Here is a 19,116-nt window from a genome sequence, read left to right as displayed (position 1 = left end):
CAACAACAACAACCGTAACTACTAAGAAACTGGAAACCATAAAACACAATTCATTGGGCCATGCTTTATTGTTTCAGAAAAAATTCACCACCGTTTTACCAGACTAGATTTAGTTTTCATGCAACCATTTTGCCGCTAACCCGTATATATGTCGAAAGGATACCCCGATGATGATATTTCTTCTGGCATTATCCATGATGGTAGCGACAACCGCATCAGCGATTATTTTGCTTTTGGCGGAAACGGAAGCGAAGCGTCAACGTGCGCAACCTACGGCCTTTAGTCTGTCTTCTATGCGGAATCTGCGCTCCTAGTATTTATTAACATTTGCCAATCCCCTCCAGTCTTGGCGTCTAAAAAAGGCCGATGATTATCATCGGCCTTTTTTGATTATGAGCGATTTTGCAGAAATACGAAAATATTATTCGCTATTTTCCGCTGATGTATTTTCGGTTGCTTCAGAGCCTTCTGCAACCTCTTCATCTTCATCATTATCTGCTTCAGATATTCGCTCGACCGAAACCACTTTTTCGCCATCAGCAGTGTTGAAGATCGTCACACCTTTTGTTGAGCGACCCGCAATGCGGATACCATCAACAGGAACGCGAATGAGTTGTCCCTTATCGGAAACGAGCAATATTTGATCACTGGCTTCCACAGGGAACAGGGCCACCAGTTTTCCGATTTCATCAGTTTTTGATGTATCAGTTGCGCGAATTCCCTTGCCCCCTCGTCCCGAAACTCGGAACTCATAAGACGATGAGCGCTTGCCAAAGCCAAATTCACTGACTGTTAGAACGGTCTGCTCCCGAGCCTTTAACTCCTGATAGCGTTCCTCTGAAAGCTCAGCTTCATTACCAACTTCTTCGCCCACAACGACAATATCATCAGCATCGTCAGCACCTTGTGCACGGCGTTCCGCAATGGAGCGCTTGAGATAGGCAGAACGTTCAGCAGCATCAGCCTCGACATGTTGCAAGATAGCCATCGAAATGACTTTATCGCCCTCGGCTAGATTGATGCCACGAACACCAATCGAGTTACGCCCGGCGAAAACACGAACATCGGTAACTGGGAAGCGAATGCACTGCCCGCCTGCACATGTCAGAAGAACGTCGTCGAATTCGGTACAAGTATCAACCGAAAGAATTTCGTCATTCTCATCTTCAAGCTTCATCGCAATCTTACCATTACGATTAACCTGAACAAAATCCGACAATTTGTTACGGCGAACTGTACCGCGAGTGGTCGCAAACATCACGTCAAGATTTGCCCAGGATTCTTCATCCTCCGGCAATGGCATGATCGTGGTGATGCGCTCACCATTCTGAAGCGGCAGCATATTAATCAGCGCTTTGCCGCGTGATTGCGGATTTCCAACCGGCAGTCGCCAAACTTTTTCTTTATAAACAATGCCGCGTGACGAGAAGAAAAGAACCGGCGTATGCGTGTTGGCGACGAAAAGACGGGTTACGAAATCCTCATCCCTAGTCGCCATACCCGAGCGCCCCTTACCGCCACGGCGCTGGGCGCGATAAGTAGCAAGCGGCACACGTTTGATGTAGCCAGCATGGCTAACCGTCACCACCATATCTTCGCGCGCGATCAGATCTTCATCGTCCATTTCCGCCCCGCCAAGACCGAATTGGGTACGGCGCGGGGTGGCAAATTCGTCACGAACGGCAATCATCTCGTCCTTGACGATTGTTAAGACGCGTTCGCGAGAAGACAGAATATCCAAATAATCGCGGATTTCTTCGCCAATTTTATTCAGCTCATCAGCAACTTCATCGCGACCAAGCGCTGTCAGACGCTGCAAGCGCAACTCAAGAATCGCACGAGCCTGCTCTTCAGAGAGATTATAGGTATTATCCGCGTTGATCGTATGACGCGGATCGTCGATCAAGCGGATAAGAGGCGCAATATCGGCTGCAGGCCAACGGCGCTCCATTAATTGCTCACGCGCAGTTGCAGGATCTGGAGCTCGACGGATTAACGCAATGACTTCATCAATATTGGCCACTGCAATTGCAAGTCCCACCAAAACATGCGCACGCTCGCGCGCTTTGTTGAGCAGGAACTTAGTGCGGCGCGTTACCACTTCCTCACGGAAAGCAACGAAGGCGCGCAACATATCAAGCAGAGTCATTTGCTCTGGCTTGCCGCCATTTAGCGCAACCATATTGCAGCCAAAAGAAGTCTGGAGCGGCGTGTAACGGTAGAGCTGATTGAGCACGACATCCGCAACAGCATCACGTTTTAGCTCAACAACAACCCGATAACCGTCCCGGTCAGACTCGTCGCGCAGATCGGAAATGCCATCAATGCGCTTATCCCGCACCAATTCAGCCATTTTTTCGATCATCGTCGCCTTGTTCACCTGATAGGGAACTTCGGTAATAACAATCGCTTCGCGATCGCCCCGCATTGGCTCAATCGTCGCAAGCCCGCGCATAACGACAGAACCGCGACCCGTACTATAGGCCGAATTAATACCGGATCTACCCAGAATAATGCCACCGGTCGGGAAATCCGGACCGGGGATGATCTCCATTATTTCTTCAAGTTCGATCGCTGGATTATCAATCAGCGCGATGCAACCATCGATGATTTCGCCAAGATTATGGGGCGGGATATTCGTGGCCATACCGACCGCAATTCCGCCAGAACCATTGACAAGAAGATTAGGGAAGCGAGCTGGCAAAACTGTGGGTTCGCGCTCACGCCCATCATAGTTGTCCTGAAAATCGACCGTATCCTTGTCGATATCAGAAAGAAGTGAGTCGGTAACTTTTTGCAGGCGGCATTCCGTGTAACGCATTGCCGCTGGCGGATCACCGTCAATAGAGCCGAAATTGCCTTGACCATCTATTAACGGATCTCGCAGCGAGAAATCCTGCGCGAGACGCACCAAGGCATCATAAATCGACGCGTCGCCATGGGGATGATATTTACCCATCACCTCACCGACAACACCCGCAGACTTACGGTATGGTCGGTTATAGGCGAGGTTCATCTCGTTCATGGCGTGGAGAATTCGCCGGTGTACGGGCTTGAGACCATCACGCACATCAGGCAGAGCGCGGCTCACAATAACGCTCATAGCGTAATCGAGATAGGAGCGCTGCATCTCCTCAATAATAGATATCGGCTCGACACCACTCGGGCCGCTGGGGCCACCGTTGATATCTTCGGAACCGGGCGGAGGTGTTTGATCTGACACTATTCAGATATCTTTCTCAACAGAATCGACAATATCACTTTTATAGAGGAAAAGGCTACAAATTGCCAATTTCAAGGCCATTTAGCGGACTTGTATTTCTTTTTAATTCCAAATGCTTAGAAGATATTCACATAAAGTTCAGGCAATGTTGTTGCTGCAAGCAGCGCTTTGCACCGAAATAGGCGATATATTATTCGTGTTCTATGTATTGTCATCACACGGCCCAACTGCCGCAAGGAAGGGACTTCATGGGATTTTATGATGCCATATTCAGCGCCTTCGTAACCTTGCTTGTTACGATTGATCCTCCGGGATTGGCACCGCTCTTCCTCGCTCTCACACCGGGTATGGACCGCCATGCTCGCGCTCAGGTCGCACTGCGTGCGTCTGTGATAGGCTTTTGCGTTATGACGCTTTTTGCAATTGCAGGCGTTGAAATTCTGGGAATGTTTGGCATTACGATCGGAGCTTTCCGGGTTGCCGGTGGTTTGCTGCTTTTTTGGATAGCATTCGAAATGATTTTCGAAAGACGCACCGAGCGGAAAGAAAAAAGCGCCGAAGTCGCCATCACCCGCGATCATATACGCAATATAGCTGCTTTTCCTTTAGCCATTCCATTGATTGCCGGTCCAGGAGCAATTTCGGCGATTGTTTTGACCTCAGATACGTTTGGTAACTTTGGCGGGCGCTTGCTGCTTGTCGGCGTGTTAGCGATCTGCCTGCTTATTACCTATGTGGTATTGCTGCTTGCCGATAGGGTCGACCGGTTTCTGGGTGAAACAGGCCGTTCAATCCTAACCCGCTTACTGGGCGTCCTGCTTGCGGCTTTAGCGGTGCAATTTGTTGCCGACGGCATCAAGGCTTTAACCTCAAGCAGCTAAATATGTGTTCCCAATGCGCTTTAGCTGGGCGATAAATTCGTCTTTGGCGTGCTGAATGTCGCCAGAATTATCAATCGTAACCACATTGCCAAGACGCGAATCAATTGGAACCTCCCGCGCCAGCCGCATTTCAATTTGCGTGCGGCTTTCGCGGCGGCGCAAAGCAAGCCTTTCTGCCAAAACATCAGGTTTTGCCGTGATCACCAGCACATGGAAGGAGGAATAACGTTCACGCGCTTGTTCTAAAACTCGCCGAGATATGTTTCCGATTACCACCCCTCCCGCACCGATCCGCTGGTCCACTTCCAAAGGCAAACCGTAACAATGTCCATGCGCTCGCCAGTGAAGCGCAAATTGCCCTTTATTCGCCAATTGGGTGAAAGTCTCAGCGTCGAGACTGATATGATCTTCGTTTCCATCATCATTTGGCCGAGTGATAAACCGTCTCGTGAAATAATAGCGAGGTTCAGCGTTTAAAACTTCGCGGGCTGCATTGAGAACCGTATCCTTGCCAGCTCCGCTCGGCCCCACAACAGCAACAAAGCATCCCTGGCGGTTAGCAGTCCTCTGCATGATTTTCAGTGCTCCCGGCCGATCATAGATAGCTATTCAATCGGATTAACCAAATTTAGTCACTGCTTAACCAGAGTTGCAGGCACTGACAAGGCCACCGATCATATGCCGATATTATCGACACTGAAAGGCACGACACGGGGGATGGACGGCCTAAAACGACCAAACAATTCAGCCAATGGCTGAAATATCACCAAAAGAAACGGGCACCTTTTGAAGATGCCCGTTGAATTATTCTTAGCGAATAGATTTGCGATCAAAATGGAATTTCGTCGTCTAAATCCCGAGAATAGCCGCCGCCACCAGAGGATGGACCGGAAGAACCAAAATCGCCACCTGACTGATCTTGAACCTGCCCCCGGCCGCCTCCATATGAACGCCCCTGATCGCCACCCTCGCCGCGGCTATCCAACATATGCAACTCGCCACGAAACTTCTGCAATACTATCTCTGTCGTATAACGGTCATTGCCGTTTTGATCTTGCCATTTGCGAGTTTGCAAGGCGCCTTCAATATATACTTTGGAACCTTTTCTAAGATATTGCTCCGCCACTTTTGCGAGATTTTCGTTGAAAATGACCACACTATGCCACTCGGTGCGTTCTCTACGCTCACCGGTTTGGCGATCTCTCCAACTTTCAGACGTCGCAATGCGCAGATTGGCAACCTGATCGCCGGAATTTAACCGCCGGATCTCCGGATCTGCTCCGAGGTTACCAACCAAAATTACCTTATTGACGCTACCAGCCATAAACTCACTCCGGATCTATCGTAGCACGCCCGCGAAAATTATATTTCCGCACCGCGCGCCTTACCAAATACGAGGCCGTAGCCTTGCATCGAAATTCAATACTACCTTAACGCAACCGCTTCACCTGCGCTCATGAAGGTGCCGGACTTTTCTTAATGTCCACAGAAGTTATGTTTCCGTTTTGTTCGAATTGCAAACGGAATCCTCACAAACACGACATTTTCTTCGAATGGGGGTAGTTTTTCCTCGAAAGATTTCTCTAAGGATAGATTTCTCCACCGATAGACCACTTCAACGATAGATTTCCCGCGATAGTTTTCTCTTCCAATAATTTCCCCACACAGAACAGACTCCCAGGTTAGACAAGGAGAAGCCCTGCCGCTCACTGTATATTAGGCGCGCAGGGCTGGGTTTGAGCTTAGCTCTTATATCGACAATTCTTCGCCGATAAAATAGGACGGAATGCCAAGGACACAACCTCGACAGAGCCGTGATAATTTTGGATTTTCTGCAATCGCCTATTTCAGTCAATTATGCCAAATTCTTGCCAGAACTCGTCATAATCCAAGCGATTGTGCTTTCAACAAGTTGAAAGATAGCCAAAGTAGTCAGGTGGACTCATGCTCCTCTTCCTCCTCTACTTATCCACTTCGATCAGGACCTCTTGTCGATATAGCCTTCCCAAATGGCTTATCTCTCCCAACCTAGTGGATAGAGATAGTTTGCCCTCATCCATACTTTCAGTCAACGGCCTTGTGTTCACATTTCGTATCGCGTATCAGAATTCAACTTGTTCGATATTTGTTCTGATGCTAATTCAATCGGACAATAGTCTGCCTTCTTTCTGGAAGGTTTTGCCCCATATTATGAAACGCGGTGTCGTTTAGCCGACCGCATTTTCACAAGATGACGAAACAGGACTCGAAATGAGCGATCAGAAATTCATTTCAATACGTGGCGCGCGCGAACACAACCTCAAGAATGTGGATTTGGATCTGCCACGCGATAAGCTGGTCGTCATGACGGGACTTTCCGGATCCGGCAAGTCCTCGCTTGCCTTTGATACAATTTATGCCGAAGGCCAAAGACGCTATGTTGAAAGCCTGTCCGCCTATGCGCGGCAATTTCTCGAAATGATGCAGAAGCCGGATGTAGACCAAATTGACGGCCTTTCCCCTGCAATCTCCATTGAGCAGAAAACAACCAGTCGCAATCCACGTTCAACGGTCGGAACAGTTACTGAAATATATGACTATCTACGGCTATTGTTTGCACGCGTCGGTATTCCTTATTCTCCGGCCACCGGGTTACCCATTGAAAGCCAAACCGTCAGCCAAATGGTTGACCGCATCATGGCGTTGGACGAAGGCACCCGCCTATATATTTTGGCACCGATCGTAAGAGGGCGTAAGGGCGAATATAAAAAAGAACTGGCCGAACTACAGAAAAAAGGGTTCCAGCGCGTAAAAGTCGACGGAACTTTCTATGAAATTGCCGATGTTCCTCCCCTCGACAAGAAGTACAATCACGATATAGACGTCGTGGTTGATCGAATTGTTGTAAGACCCGATCTTGCAACCCGCCTGGCTGATAGTTTGGAAACCAGCCTCAGACTTTCCGATGGTCTTGCCGTAGCCGAATTTGCCGACAAGCCCCTTCCCCTGGAAGAAACAGCCGAGGGTGGCTCTGCAAATAAATCGGCAAACGAAACGCACGAACGGCTTTTATTCTCTGAAAAATTCGCTTGTCCGGTTTCCGGTTTTACGATTTCGGAAATTGAACCTCGTCTTTTTTCTTTCAATAATCCTTTTGGCGCTTGCCCAACCTGCGATGGCTTGGGTGCTCAACAGGCAATCGATCCCAGTCTCGTGGTTCCTGATGGAAATGCTATTCTGAAGGAAGGCGCGATCGCACCTTGGTCGCGCTCTTCTTCCCCCTATTACAATCAAACGCTTGAAGCTGTGGGGAATGCTTACGGTTTCAAAATTTCCAACCGTTGGTCTGAGCTATCTGCTGACGCTCAACAAGCGATTCTTTACGGGACCAAGGGCAAAGAAATTGTCTTTAACTACGATGATGGATTGCGCTCATATAAAACCACCAAGACATTTGAAGGGGTGATTCCCAATCTGGAGCGCCGATGGAAGGAAACAGATTCTGCCTGGTCGCGTGAAGAGATTGAGCGATATATGTCATCCTCGCCCTGCCCTGCTTGTAACGGCTACCGTTTGAAACCGGAAGCTCTGGCAGTCAAAGTTGGCATGAAGCATATTGGTGAAATCACCGAAATGTCTATCAAAAATGCCGACAAATGGTTTAGGGAAATCGACCACAGCTTCAATCAGAAACAGCAAGAAATTGCTGCGAGGATTCTTAAAGAAATCCGTGAGCGCTTACAATTTCTCAATGATGTAGGTCTTGAATATCTCTCCCTCTCTCGCAATTCGGGATCGCTATCTGGCGGTGAAAGTCAACGAATTCGCCTAGCATCCCAAATCGGTTCGGGCCTTACAGGGGTTCTTTATGTGCTGGACGAGCCAAGCATTGGGTTGCACCAACGCGACAATGCACGCTTGCTAGATACGTTGCGACATCTCAGGGATCTCGGCAACACCGTCATTGTTGTCGAGCACGATGAGGATGCGATATTGACCGCAGATTACGTTATAGACATTGGTCCTGCGGCGGGAATTCACGGTGGGAAAATCGTCGCCCAAGGCAGCCCAGAAGATATTATGACCAATGCCGACTCGATAACCGGTCGCTATCTCTCTGGCGCACTCGAAGTTCCAGTACCCGCTCAAAGACGTGAAATCTCAGACGAAAAGCGAATCCGTGTGGTGAATGCGCACGGTAACAATCTTAAAAATGTTTCCGCCGACATACCGTTGGGTACCTTTACTGCCGTAACCGGCGTTTCTGGTGGCGGAAAATCGACCTTTTTGATCGAAACTCTCTATAAAGCGGCCTCCCGTCGTATCATGGGTTCTCGTGAGCATCCGGCAGAACATGACCGGATTGAAGGGCTCGAATTTCTCGATAAGGTAATTGATATAGATCAGTCGCCCATCGGACGCACACCACGCTCTAACCCCGCGACCTATACTGGGGCGTTCACCCCGATTCGTGAATGGTTTGCTGGTCTACCCGAAGCAAAAGCACGCGGCTATCAGGCCGGTCGTTTTTCCTTCAACGTAAAAGGCGGCCGCTGCGAAGCCTGTCAGGGGGATGGCGTCATCAAAATTGAAATGCACTTCCTCCCGGATGTTTATGTGACCTGCGATGTTTGTCACGGAAAGCGCTATAATCGCGAAACGCTGGAAGTGCTGTTCAAAGGAAAGTCGATTGCAGACGTGCTTGATATGACTGTCGAAGAAGGTGCCGAATTCTTCTCCGCAGTTCCGGCCGTCAGAGATAAGCTGGAAACACTCGCCAAAGTTGGACTGGGCTATATTAAGGTTGGGCAACAGGCAACCACCTTGTCAGGTGGCGAAGCACAGCGGGTCAAATTAGCGAAAGAACTTTCGCGACGCGCTACCGGGCGAACGCTTTATATACTCGATGAACCAACCACCGGACTACATTTCCACGACGTGGCCAAATTGCTTGAGGTCCTTCACGAATTGGTCAATCAGGGCAATACGGTGGCGGTCATTGAGCACAATCTTGAAGTTATTAAAACCGCCGATTGGGTGATCGACCTTGGCCCGGAAGGAGGCGACGGAGGCGGGGAAATAGTCGCGGTTGGACGGCCCGAAGATATTATCAAGGAGCCACGTTCTTATACTGGGCAATTCCTGAAAGAGCTGCTGGAGCGCCGTCCGAGTCGAAGCAAGCCAGAGGCCGCCGAATAATACAAAAAGCCCGGCTAGACCGGGCTTCTTTAATTGCGCTGTAGGGAATTAGCTGTTCACAGCATCCTTAAGTCCCTTACCAGCCGAAAACTTCGGCACGTTGCGTGCCGGAATGGCAATTTCTGCACCGGTCGATGGGTTGCGGCCAGTGGAGGCTGCGCGGTGGGAAACCGAGAAAACACCGAAACCAGGAAGGCGTACTTCTTCACCTGCCTGCAATGCACTGGTGACAGCGGCGAGAACAGCATCCACAGCGGTTCCTGCATCAGCTTTTGTTAGACCGCCTTTTTCCGCTACAGCGGCCACCAATTCGTTCTTGTTCATAGGTATTTCCTTTCTTTATTGACCGGAACGGATAACGTGACCGGATTGAGTGGAGTTTATTCAAAACGAATGACAAACCAACCCTGTCAACTGCAAAAAAGCCCGGATAACATGGGTTAAACACAGAAATGCCGGGCACAAGGCCCGGCATTATTGCAATATTTGGCTTCAGACGCGGTTAGTGCGCAGTCGTGATGCCTGCTTCATCTTCAGCAGAGGTAGCTGCGACAGGTGTAGCGGGCTCCGTCCACTCGATCGGCTCAGGCTGTCGAACAAGAGCATGTTCAAGCACCTGACCAACACGCGAGACCGGAACAATTTCAAGATTGTTCTTAACATTATCCGGAATATCAGCCAGATCCTTGGCATTTTCCGCTGGAATAAGAACTTTCTTGATACCGCCGCGAAGAGCCGCAAGCAGTTTTTCCTTCAGGCCGCCAATCGGCAATACCCGTCCTCGCAGAGTGACTTCGCCAGTCATCGCAATATCCTTGCGCACTGGAATACCAGTCAACACGGAAACGATAGCTGTCACCATAGCAATACCAGCAGACGGACCGTCTTTTGGCGTTGCACCCTCCGGAACGTGAACGTGAATGTCACGCTTATCGAAAAGTGGCGGCTCTATACCAAAGTCAACCGCACGCGAACGGACGTAAGACGCCGCCGCTGAAATTGACTCTTTCATCACATCGCGAAGATTACCCGTAACGGTCATTCGACCCTTGCCAGGCATCATGACGCCCTCAATGGTAAGCAACTCACCGCCAACTTCCGTCCAAGCAAGTCCAGTGACAACACCGATTTGATCTTCGCCGTCAATCTGACCGAACCGATAGCGTTCAACGCCGAGATAGTCGGAAAGATTTTCCTCAGTGATTTTTACTGATTTTTTCTTCGACTTGAGGATCTCTGTTACCGCCTTACGTGCCAACGTCATAAGCTCGCGTTCGAGATTACGTACACCTGCTTCCCGCGTATAAAGGCGGATAACATTGCGCAACGCTTCCTCGGTAACCGAGAACTCCTTCGGCTGCAACGCATGATCTTTAATCGCTTTCGGCAGCAAATGCCGCTTAGCAATCTCCAGCTTTTCATCTTCCGTGTAGCCAGCAATTCGTATGATTTCCATACGATCCAGCAATGGCCCCGGAATATTCATCGTGTTCGCTGTCGTGACGAACATGACATTGGACAGATCATACTCAACTTCGAGATAATGATCCATGAAGGTTGAATTCTGTTCCGGATCAAGAACCTCCAGCATAGCCGAAGACGGATCACCACGGAAATCCTGCCCCATCTTGTCGATCTCATCGAGCAAGAACAGAGGATTGGATTTCTTCGCTTTTTTCATCGACTGAATAACCTTACCGGGCATCGAGCCAATGTAAGTACGGCGGTGACCGCGAATTTCTGCTTCGTCGCGCACGCCGCCAAGCGACATACGGACATATTCACGCCCAGTCGCCTTGGCTATTGACCGCGCCAGCGATGTTTTACCTACTCCTGGAGGGCCAACAAGACAAAGGATTGGACCTTTAATTTTCGTGGAGCGCGCCTGCACAGCCAAATATTCTACGATGCGTTCTTTGACCTTTTCCAGGCCAAAATGTTCAGCATCGAGTATGCCTTCGGCAAAGTTCAAGTCATGCTTGACTTTCGACTTCCTTCCCCAAGGAATTGAAAGCAGCCAATCCAGATAATTGCGCACTACCGTTGCTTCGGCCGACATGGGGCTCATGCTACGGAGTTTTTTCAGCTCGGCTTGCGCCTTTTCACGCGCTTCCTTGGACAGTCTTGTCTTAGTAATGCGCTCTTCAATTTCGGCGACTTCATCCCGGCCGTCCTCACCGTCACCGAGCTCCTTCTGGATCGCTTTCATCTGCTCGTTGAGATAATACTCACGCTGCGTCTTTTCCATCTGACGTTTGACGCGGCTACGAATGCGCTTTTCGACCTGCAGAACCGAAATTTCCGCTTCCATAAAGGCAAGCGCTTTCTCAAGACGCTCCCTTACGGAGAGCAGCGAAAGCATTTCCTGCTTCTCGATAAGCTTGATCGCAAGATGAGATGCGACCGTATCGGCGAGCTTCGAATAATCGTCGATCTGGCTGGCCGAACCGACAACTTCCGGTGAAATTTTCTTATTCAGTTTGACGTAGTTTTCGAAATCCGCCACGACGGAACGTGCGAGTGCTTCGATTTCTACCGGGTCTTCCTCAGGCTCATTAAGCGTGACTGCATAAGCCTCGTGATAATCTTCCCGATCAGAAAACTTTGTGATTTCCGCGCGTGCAACCCCCTCAACCAACACCTTAACGGTGCCATCGGGCAGTTTAAGCAGCTGCAACACATTCGCAATCGTACCGATCTCATAGATCGCGTCGGCTGCTGGATCATCGTCGGCTGCGTTCTTTTGCGTTGCCAGCAAAATTTGTTTGTCTACCCCCATCACTTCTTCAAGCGCACGGATCGACTTTTCCCGCCCGACAAACAACGGCACAATCATATGAGGGAAAACAACAATATCGCGCAATGGTAAAACGGCATACAGCCCGTCTTCACCACCCGCCGGTGCCTTCGGTTCAATAACTGTCATTTCAAGTCCTTTCACAGGTCATTCGACCCGATTGCCACGCCTTCGTCCCCTAATTCAAAGGCAGATCATAAAGCGTGCTTCGGTCCATACTTGGAGAGTCGAATCCTTTAATTCAAGCGGTGCTGATAGAATCGTCAGCTATCCTGCGCTGTCCCGTCCATTTGTACAATAACAGCTTGTTGCGTTGAGGCAGTTGCACACGGCAATCTGATAGCATTGACGACATTGAACACACCTTGTGAATTAAACGCAGAAAAGGCCGCTTCCGCGGCCCCTCCGGCAACATTATGTCAAATCATGCTGACGCATTTTCTTTCTCATCCTGCCTTTCGGCATAGATATAGAGTGGCCGTGCGCTACCGTCTACCACATCGCCCGAAATCACAACTTCTTGAACGCCATCCAAAGTGGGCAGTTCAAACATTGTATCGAGAAGAATTTTCTCCATGATCGACCGAAGCCCACGCGCACCGGTTTTGCGTTCCACTGCCCTATTGGCAATTGCGCGCAAAGCTTCGTCATGGAAGCTCAGCTCAACATTTTCCATATCGAAAAGTCGCTGATATTGCTTCACGAGAGCATTCTTCGGCTCGGTCAGAATTCTCACCAGAGCATCGACATCCAGATCTTCAAGCGTGGCGATAACAGGCAAACGCCCCACAAATTCTGGGATAAGGCCAAATTTCAGCAGATCTTCCGGCTCAAGCTCGCGGAAAATATCTCCGATACGGCGTTCATCGACCGATTTCACCGTTGCGCCAAAGCCAATCGAAGTCTTTTCACCACGAGCGGAAATAATTTTATCCAGCCCCGCAAAAGCTCCACCACAAATGAACAGGATATTCGTAGTGTCCACCTGCAAAAATTCCTGCTGTGGATGCTTGCGACCACCCTGTGGCGGAACCGATGCTACGGTGCCTTCCATGATCTTCAGCAAAGCCTGCTGCACACCTTCACCGGAAACATCCCGTGTTATTGACGGATTGTCCGACTTGCGGCTGATTTTATCCACTTCGTCGATATAGACGATACCACGCTGTGCGCGCTCGACATTATAATCAGCCGACTGAAGTAGCTTCAGAATAATATTCTCGACATCCTCACCAACATAGCCCGCTTCGGTCAATGTGGTAGCGTCAGCCATCGTGAATGGCACATCAATGATGCGTGCCAGGGTCTGCGCGAGATATGTTTTACCGCAACCCGTCGGACCTACTAAGAGAATATTCGACTTGGCAAGTTCAATATCATTGCTCTTGCTCTGATGCGCCAGACGTTTGTAGTGATTGTGCACAGCCACCGAAAGAACACGCTTAGCGCCCTGCTGTCCGATGACGTAATCATCCAGAACAGTCATGATTTCTTGCGGCGTTGGGACACCTTCACGCGACTTTACCATCGAGGTTTTATTTTCCTCGCGGATAATGTCCATGCAAAGTTCGACACATTCATCACAGATAAATACGGTCGGGCCTGCAATCAGCTTACGAACTTCATGCTGGCTTTTGCCACAAAACGAGCAATAAAGCGTATTCTTTGCATCGCCGCCGTTGCTGACTTTGCTCATTGCAGTTTCCTTTCAATAAACCAGAATGAAGGTCGATTCCTCGTTGATTCATTCTGATCGTTTTTGGTTCGGGCTTCGTGTCGTCACCGAATCTTCCCGACCGAAGAAGATTATTTGGTGACTGTTGCAGAACCTACGGCGAGGAACAATCGTAAAACAACCTTCCCCGCCAATTCCGCTTGCTGGGGACAAATCTAACGCCCGAACCCCAACACTTACTTAACGATAGTCGTTAACATCCACGTACGACTAAGAAATAAGCCACTTTTGTGGCGATTCCTATTAAAAATCAGGAAATTTGAAAATGAGTCCTTACTCAGTCTCTTCAACACCTGATTCGCGCGATTCAATCACTTTATCAATAAGGCCGAATTCAAGTGCCTCTTGCGCTGTCATAAAATGATCACGATCGAGTGTACGCTCAATGGTTTCGTAATCCCGACCAGTGTGCTTCACATAAATCTCATTAAGGCGGCGTTTCAATTTGATAATATCTTGAGCATGGCGCTCAATATCTGAAGCCTGCCCTTGAAAACCTCCTGAAGGCTGATGGACCATGATACGCGCATTTGGAAGCGCATAACGCTGTCCAGTGGCACCAGCGGTCAACAATAACGAGCCCATCGATGCTGCCTGCCCCATGCAAAGCGTGGAAACCGGCGGTTTGATGAATTGCATCGTATCGTATATCGCCATTCCCGAAGTCACTATGCCGCCGGGCGAGTTGATATACATGTTGATCTCTTTTTTCGGATTTTCCGCTTCCAGAAACAACAGCTGCGCACAAACCAGCATCGACATTCCGTCTTCCACCGGGCCGTTTACAAAAATGATGCGCTCTTTTAGCAAGCGTGAGAAAATATCATAGGCCCGCTCACCACGGTTGGTCTGCTCAACCACCATAGGCACGAGGTTCATGACGGTTTCGATAGGGTCTCTCATTATGGCCTCTGGGTATTTATCGCGATAAGATGATTTGAATCGTCAAGTGTCCATACATAGGGCCTTGCGCCCCTATTCCGCAAGATGCTGTTCAACCTTCGTCCAATTCCGGACCGTCAGACTGGTTGCTTCGCATATCGTTAAGCATTCTTTGCGCATTTTCGGTGAGCGTAACTTGAATCCGAACCGCGCCATCCTCCAGATCGTCACGCCTTATGTCGCTGCCATGCTGATAAATCCAATCTAACAAATGCAGCTCAAACGGCGAAAGAACGAGTTCTGCTGTAATTAATTTCCCAGCGATACGCGTTTCGATCACGGCAAGCAACTTGTCAACACCTTCACCGGTTAATGCCGACACCGGAATTGGCCGGACCTCATCACTCCCGGCTGCTGCAAGTCGCAATGCGGTTTCGCGCCCGGATTCATCAAGATTATCAATTTTATTCCAAACCTCGATTAATCGCTTTTGATCATTTGCTTTGATCCCAAGGCTGCTCAGGATCGTTTCAACATCTTCCGATTGCGCAGCATTATCGGGATCCGATATGTCCCTCACATGTAAAATCAGATCGGCTTCCACAACTTCTTCCAACGTGGCCCGGAACGCCGCCACCAGATGGTGAGGAAGATTTGAAATGAAACCGACCGTATCTGATAAAATGACCATTTCACCATGCGGCAAACGGATGCGGCGCAATGTGGGGTCTAGCGTAGCAAACAGCATGTCTTCGGCCAGCACATCCGCGCCAGTCATCCGGTTAAACAAAGTTGATTTTCCGGCGTTGGTGTATCCAACCAAAGCTACGATAGGATGCGGCACTTTTCGGCGTTTCTGCCGATGCAGATTGCGGGTCCGCACGACCGTTTTAAGCTCCCGTTGGATGCGTAGAATTTTTTCCTGAATTATGCGCCGGTCAGCTTCAAGTTGAGTTTCACCGGGACCACCAAGAAAGCCACTACCACCGCGCTGACGCTCCAAGTGGGTCCAACTTCTAACCAAACGCCCCTTTTGATAGTTAAGATGGGCCAACTCCACCTGAAGCGTACCTTCCTTGGTACGCGCACGTTCACCGAATATTTCTAAGATAAGGCCAGTCCGGTCTATAACCTTGATGTTCCACTCTTTTTCTAGATTACGTTGCTGAACAGGGGTAAGCGAATGATCAACAATGACGAGCTCAATATCGCGCTCTTTGATCATCTCTGCTATTTCCTCAACCTTGCCGACGCCCAACAGGGTCGCAGGTCGAGGCATATTCACTATGATAGCTTCGGCAAATACAATATCTAAATTAATAGCTCGGGCCAGCCCCTTGGCTTCTTCAAGCCGAGCATCATTAGATCGTTCAAAACGGGGTTTGGTGGTTTCCTCGCCAGCGATATTTGAATTAAAGCGCTCAGGCAGTATCGGAACGACAACCGCTGCTTTTGTCAGCGGATTTTTCAAGCCGTTTGCATCTTTGGCCTGATGCGTGGACGGCGTATTATTATCCTCGAATTTGGACAAGCAAATTTACTCCGGGTGCAGGAAACTGAAATTGCAGATAGGGCGCTCTGCAAGATGTTTCAAACCAAAGTGACCCGAAGCTGCTATCGCGGCCATAAATCCGATCGAATTTCGGCCGCGATATGAAGCGAAACTGGATATCAGGCTTCTTCGCTTTCAAACATCTGCACAGGCTGACTGGGCATAATTGTAGAAATTGCGTGCTTATAAACTAGTTGCGAATGCCCATCTCGGCGCAAAAGAACGCAAAAATTGTCAAATGACGTGACAATTCCGGTTAGTTTCACGCCATTAATAAGAAAAATCGTCAGAGAAATTTTCTGTTTACGTACAGAATTTAGAAAGAGGTCTTGAAGATTTTGCGATCGTTCAGCCATTTTTTTTATTCCTTTTAATCGATCAGCAGTCGGCTCATCTTATTAGAAGATGAGCGTTCGCGCACATATAAATCAAGTTAGAGGAGCGCGCAAATCCTCAACCTGATGCGGTTGCTGTAGATATCAACTGCTTCGCTAGTTGAATCGGTTAACAGGCTGCCATTTTTAAAGCAACCGTGATTTGTATATCCACGCCCCGAAAAAGATCATTCAGGCTTCTATCAACGGGTTTATCCCATTTCGTATTGTTGATCCTGCTCGATAAGTTGCGATCGCGGTAAGCGATCAATCGCCCACTGATAAAAACTCCCCTGCTCTAACCGCACAACTTGCGGATGTTTCTTATGAATATGAAATCCGATAAAATCCGGATGGTTGAGCGGTTCTAACCCATAAGCCGGATCATAGATGCGCGTCGCTTCCTTACCCACCCAATAATAAAAATTTTCTTGCGGGGCCGCATCCTTGAAGATCGAGTATTTTCGGGCAAGCCTAGAAATTCCGTCATTACCGAACACGGTAATCCCAATCGCTGCGGGCGTGATCTCTTTGCCCGTTAAACGATAATAGAATGGGCTTAACCTGCCTCTCCGGATACCAAGCCAATCTGGTAAAGGGTCCGTGCCTCTCATATAGGCTTCAAATTCACCTATGATGGGATGATCATGCGGAAAATAAAGTGCCGAAACGCCAACGCGAGAACGATTTTCTCGTGCCAGATAAGGCTTTGTCGGATCAGGATGAAACTGTTTAACCAAATAGACATCGGTATCCAGCCACACACCTTGGCTATGTTTCATCAGCATAATACGAAATATATCGCTGAACTGGACGATGGTAATCCGGTTTTTGAAATTAGGATAAGAAGGATCCAACCGCTTAAATGCTGATCTCGGCAAAATGCGTGAAGCATCATGCAGTTCGACACCCTGCGGCACGTTTTCAATAGTATCGTAAGCGAAGAGTTTGACCTTCTGCCCGGTCATCACCATTGATGCAAGACAAATACGGTCAACCTCGCGCAATCGAGGCCCATACCAAAATGTGCATATATCCATTACTGCCCCCCAGAATCAGAAGAACTCGAGACTTACGCGGAACATCTGCTCTACATCTCTGATCGAATCCGATAGTGCAAAAATGACTACTCGGTCTTTGGGTCTGATGTGGGTATCCCCATTAGGCTGAATAACCTTCCCATCTCGAAGGATGGCACCAATCCGCAAACCTTTCGGCAGATCAAGTTCACGCAACGGACCACCGACAAGTGACGATGTTTCCAGAGCGTCAGCTTCGATGATTTCAGCGTTATCACGATAGACACTGTAAACAGCGCGAATACGCCCACGCCGTACATGTTGAAGAATTTTTGATATGGTGACTGCTTTGGGATTAATATAAGCATCAATGCCCACCATATGGGTAAAATCCTGATAGGCGACATTATTGATCAACGCCATATTTGCCTTACACCCAAGGCGCTTAGCCATGATGCTAGATAAAATATTTACCTGATCTTGGTTCGTCAGTGTCACCATAAGGTCAGCATCATCCACATCCGCCTCTAGCAACAAAGCCTGATCAAGAGCACTACCATGCAAAACCATGGTGTGGCTTAGCTGATCGGCAATCGCAAATGCGCGTTCCTGCTGGCTTTCGATTAATTTTACCCGCGTCGGCCATTTTCTTTCTTCAATGGCTTTTGCAACATAAAGCCCTACATTACCACCCCCAGCAATAACGATCCGCCTCGCCTCCGGCGTTTCATGTCCAAAAAGCGAAAGCGTGCGTCGTACTTGCTCCTGAGTGGTAATTACATAAGCCAAATCTCCCGCATGAAGCTCATCGGACGAACGCGGTATGAAAAGCCTATCTTTTCGCACCACACCAACAACGGTCGCAGACAGATCTGGAAATAGGTCAGATAATTGCTTAAGCGGCGTATTGATCACCGGGCATTCGTTGAGGCACTCAATAGCTAGGCCAATGATCTTTTCATCGGCAAAGCGCAAAACGTCGGAAGCACCTTGCAAAGCGATCCGACGCAAGACAACTTCAGCGACTTCAAGCTCAGGAGAAATTATGACGTCAATCGGAAGATTTTCGCGAAGAAATAGATCCTGATATTCCGGATGCAGATAAGAATGCGCACGGATGCGCGCAATTTTAGTCGGGACATGAAAAACCGAATGCGCGACCTGACAAGCCACCATGTTGACTTCGTCAGATAAGGTAACTGCAATCACCATATCCGCTTCATCCGCACCCGCTGCCGCGAGCACGTCTGGCTGGGATCCATGCCCCACATAACCGCGTACGTCGAGCGTATCTCGAACAACTTCAATATGCTTGGCCGAAGTATCAATGACTGAAACGTCATTTTCTTCGGCTGCAAGACGTTCGGCAATACCATACCCGACCTGTCCTGCACCACATACGATTACCCGCATGGTCGTTCCGCCTAACTTAGATTTTCAATCTCATTAAAATTATTGGCTACAGGCAGAAAGGG

Annotated in this window: 14 protein-coding genes; 3 read left to right on the top strand and 11 right to left on the bottom strand. The window is 49.0% G+C overall.

Annotated elements, in window-relative coordinates:
- The first annotated feature begins 167 nt into the window (after positions 1–167).
- On the top strand, positions 168–314 hold the full coding sequence (locus C7374_RS16225) for a PH domain-containing protein (RefSeq protein WP_210205073.1): 147 nt from the start codon (positions 168–170) through the stop codon (positions 312–314).
- Positions 315–421: 107 nt separating this feature from the next.
- Here C7374_RS16225 and gyrA read toward each other — a convergent pair whose 3' ends face one another.
- A complete protein-coding gene (gene gyrA, locus C7374_RS05615) occupies positions 422–3,187 on the bottom strand; it encodes a DNA gyrase subunit A (protein ID WP_111574655.1) in 2,766 nt (921 codons plus the stop codon).
- A gap of 284 nt (positions 3,188–3,471) precedes the next feature.
- Here gyrA and C7374_RS05610 point away from each other — a divergent pair, with 284 nt between their 5' ends.
- Entirely contained in the window at positions 3,472–4,104 is a 633-nt protein-coding gene (locus tag C7374_RS05610) for a MarC family protein (RefSeq protein WP_111574616.1), read from the top strand.
- Here the strand turns inward: C7374_RS05610 and phnN are convergent.
- Complete coding sequence (gene phnN / locus C7374_RS05605) at positions 4,093–4,677, bottom strand: phosphonate metabolism protein/1,5-bisphosphokinase (PRPP-forming) PhnN (protein WP_111574615.1); 585 nt, start codon at positions 4,675–4,677, stop codon at positions 4,093–4,095. The two genes, C7374_RS05610 and phnN, sit on opposite strands and share 12 nt — an antisense overlap.
- Before the next feature lie 256 nt (positions 4,678–4,933).
- The gene (ssb, locus tag C7374_RS05600; protein ID WP_111574614.1) at positions 4,934–5,428 is read right to left on the bottom strand and encodes a single-stranded DNA-binding protein; all 495 of its coding nucleotides are present in this window, start codon (positions 5,426–5,428) and stop codon (positions 4,934–4,936) included.
- A 926-nt stretch (positions 5,429–6,354) separates the two neighbouring features.
- Between ssb and uvrA the strand changes: the two genes are divergently transcribed.
- A complete protein-coding gene (gene uvrA, locus C7374_RS05595; protein ID WP_111574613.1) occupies positions 6,355–9,282 on the top strand; it encodes an excinuclease ABC subunit UvrA in 2,928 nt (975 codons plus the stop codon).
- 48 nt (positions 9,283–9,330) lie between these two features.
- Here the strand turns inward: uvrA and C7374_RS05590 are convergent, their stop codons facing one another.
- The 8 genes from C7374_RS05590 to trkA form a co-directional block, all read right to left on the bottom strand.
- Positions 9,331–9,606 (bottom strand): HU family DNA-binding protein, encoded by a 276-nt coding sequence (locus C7374_RS05590; RefSeq protein ID WP_111574612.1) that lies wholly within the window; start codon positions 9,604–9,606, stop codon positions 9,331–9,333.
- A 178-nt stretch (positions 9,607–9,784) separates the two neighbouring features.
- On the bottom strand, positions 9,785–12,208 hold the full coding sequence (gene lon, locus C7374_RS05585) for an endopeptidase La (RefSeq protein WP_111574611.1): 2,424 nt from the start codon (positions 12,206–12,208) through the stop codon (positions 9,785–9,787).
- 295 nt (positions 12,209–12,503) lie between these two features.
- Positions 12,504–13,775: an ATP-dependent Clp protease ATP-binding subunit ClpX gene (gene clpX / locus C7374_RS05580; protein WP_111574610.1), complete on the bottom strand. Its 1,272-nt coding sequence runs from the start codon at positions 13,773–13,775 to the stop codon at positions 12,504–12,506.
- A gap of 312 nt (positions 13,776–14,087) precedes the next feature.
- Entirely contained in the window at positions 14,088–14,717 is a 630-nt protein-coding gene (gene clpP / locus C7374_RS05575) for an ATP-dependent Clp endopeptidase proteolytic subunit ClpP (RefSeq protein WP_111574609.1), read from the bottom strand.
- A 91-nt stretch (positions 14,718–14,808) separates the two neighbouring features.
- Positions 14,809–16,167 (bottom strand): GTPase HflX, encoded by a 1,359-nt coding sequence (hflX, locus tag C7374_RS05570; protein ID WP_245412587.1) that lies wholly within the window; start codon positions 16,165–16,167, stop codon positions 14,809–14,811.
- 200 nt (positions 16,168–16,367) lie between these two features.
- Positions 16,368–16,604, bottom strand: a complete 237-nt coding sequence (gene hfq / locus C7374_RS05565; protein ID WP_111574607.1) for an RNA chaperone Hfq — start codon at positions 16,602–16,604, stop codon at positions 16,368–16,370.
- A 230-nt stretch (positions 16,605–16,834) separates the two neighbouring features.
- Positions 16,835–17,662, bottom strand: coding sequence for a glycosyltransferase (locus C7374_RS05560; protein WP_111574606.1), 828 nt, complete (start codon positions 17,660–17,662; stop codon positions 16,835–16,837).
- A 15-nt stretch (positions 17,663–17,677) separates the two neighbouring features.
- Positions 17,678–19,054, bottom strand: a complete 1,377-nt coding sequence (gene trkA, locus C7374_RS05555; protein WP_111574605.1) for a Trk system potassium transporter TrkA — start codon at positions 19,052–19,054, stop codon at positions 17,678–17,680.
- Positions 19,055–19,116 lie beyond the last annotated feature (62 nt).

Source organism: Falsochrobactrum ovis, from assembly GCF_003259955.1.
Classification (GTDB): Bacteria; Pseudomonadota; Alphaproteobacteria; order Rhizobiales; family Rhizobiaceae; genus Brucella; species Brucella ovis_A.
Note: the sequence above shows the minus strand (reverse complement) of the source record. Positions and strands in the feature narration are given on the sequence as shown.